The sequence below is a fragment of the Planktothricoides sp. SR001 genome (genome assembly GCF_001276715.1).
In the GTDB taxonomy this organism is placed as follows: domain Bacteria; phylum Cyanobacteriota; class Cyanobacteriia; order Cyanobacteriales; family Laspinemataceae; genus Planktothricoides; species Planktothricoides raciborskii.
In genome coordinates, this window is the sequence record NZ_LIUQ01000026.1 from 553 (window position 1) to 2,548 (window position 1,996).

The window sequence follows — 1,996 nt, forward strand, 5'->3', positions numbered from 1 at the left end:
TAAAGACTGTTGATAAAACTCTATTGCTATTTGATATTGTCCTAAGCTATAGTAAGCATTACCCAAATTATTGAGAGCAAGTCCTTCTTCATTGCGATCGCCGATTTCACGATAAATGTTTAATGCAGTTTCTAAAGACTGAATTGCGGCTTGGTATTGGCTAGTTGTATATTGTTGTCTTCCCTGCTCTAATAATCGGTCTGCTTCGGCTTTTCGTTCTGTAACTGTTTGGGCGAATACTCCATTACCCATCTCAAATTTTTTCCCCAATAGGAGTGGAGAGGGAATTGTTAAGGTTAAACTGGTTAATAAAGTGAGTAAAGCGATTAATCCTAGACGCGGGTTAATGGTACTGGGGTAGATACTTCAGGTATTAGTATCAATTTAACCTCGTTTTTGGCGAGCGGCAAGATTATTAAAAAATTGTTATTAAAGTTATTAAAATTTTACATTTTTTTTACCTATCTGCCAGGGAGGGCGGGTTGCTACCTCTTCGCACTTGCGCCCTGCCTTCCCTGAAACTTTTGTGAATTGGGCATGGCATCTCATGGCATCTTATTTGGGAACGCACCACCCCAAGCCGAATATAAATATTCTGTGTACTACGTTCTGTGTAACGCGCTTCTCACCTGTAGTGCGATCGCCGTATTGCATTGTATTGCAGAGATTGAATGCCATCGCTCACGGGATAAATTTGGTATCAAATAGGTAAAACTAAGGCCAATAGAATCACGGCGATCGCGCCAATAGTGGTGTTAATGATATTAACGATTTCATTGGTTAACCAGGTGTAACGGGATTGCAAAGTTGCCCCAATCACACTTTCTAAATTGGTAGCAATAAAAGCCGCAATCATACAAAGGAATATGCCGGGCAGACTAATTAAACCCACAGCCCAACCAACCAAAGCGATCGCTCCTGAAGCGAGAATTCCGGCGAGAGTGCCCTCTAAACTAACGGCGCCTTCAGTACCTTTGGGAACAGGCTGGAAGGTGGTAATTAAAAATGTCCGTTGGCCGTAAACTTTGCCCACTTCGCTGGCACAAGTATCCGCCAGTTTAGTGCTAAAACTGGCCACATAAGCCAGCATTAATAAGGCGGCGATTCCCTTTCCGGATCCGCTAAAGGGCATCGCCACTCCCAAAGCACAAACCGTCGCCGTCAACGCCGAACCCCAAACATTTTCTGGGCCTCTAGCCCCCTGGCGTTTTTCCGCAATGCCTGCCGCTTCTTTTTCCGCGATACCAATGCGGGTCACACCAGAACCAACCAGAAAATAAAACACCACCACCAGATATCCGGGCCAATTTAAACTGCCCCAAATCAACACCCCCAAAATCCAAGCATGGAAAATTCCCCCTGGGGTGAGTAATTTTTTCAAAAAAGGTGAAGCGCCGCCAATTAAAACCGTATTTAGTAGAATCGCCACCACCCAAGGATTAAGCAAAACCGGATAATAAGAGAGAAACTCTGACATTTTTACATTCGATGAATCAAGTTATCTTCCATTTTGCCTTTCCCGTCGCTGATTTAGCCAAAACCGCAGAATTTTACGTCGATGGTTTGGGTTGTGCCGTGGGTCGTCAGACCCCCAACTCCATGATTCTGAACTTATACGGCCATCAACTCGTGGCTCATGTGACTAAAGAACCACTCACGCCCCAAAAGGGCATTTATCCGCGACATTTTGGCCTAGTTTTTAGCCAGGAACAGGACTGGGAAGCATTGCTGAACCGGGCGAAACAGCAACAACTTACGTTTTATCAGCAGCCAAAACATCGGTTTCCTGGCGAACCCTTGGAACATCGGACTTTCTTTTTGCAAGACCCGTTTTACAATTTGCTGGAGTTCAAATATTATTTTCACGATGCGGCGATTTTTGGGATGCAAGAGTTAACCCAAGTGGGAGAAGCCAGCGATATGGCATCCGCAACGTGAATCAGAGAGAAAAGAAAAGAGTAGGGGCGAACGGCGGTTCGCCCCTACAGGTGGGCAA

3 protein-coding genes are annotated in these 1,996 nt (G+C 45.0%); 1 reads left to right on the top strand and 2 read right to left on the bottom strand.

What is annotated here, in order from left to right:
- Together AM228_RS35310 and AM228_RS15905 are read right to left on the bottom strand one after the other, a co-directional pair.
- The coding region (locus AM228_RS35310) for a tetratricopeptide repeat protein (RefSeq protein WP_231636820.1) at positions 1-252 on the bottom strand (252 nt) is incomplete at its 3' end.
- 448 nt (positions 253-700) lie between these two features.
- Positions 701-1,477: a TIGR00297 family protein gene (locus tag AM228_RS15905; RefSeq protein WP_054467083.1), complete on the bottom strand. Its 777-nt coding sequence runs from the start codon at positions 1,475-1,477 to the stop codon at positions 701-703.
- Between the two features lie 11 nt (positions 1,478-1,488).
- On the opposite strand from AM228_RS15905, the gene AM228_RS15910 reads away from it, so the two are divergent.
- Positions 1,489-1,938 (top strand): VOC family protein, encoded by a 450-nt coding sequence (locus AM228_RS15910; protein ID WP_054467084.1) that lies wholly within the window; start codon positions 1,489-1,491, stop codon positions 1,936-1,938.
- Positions 1,939-1,996: the final 58 nt, after the last annotated feature.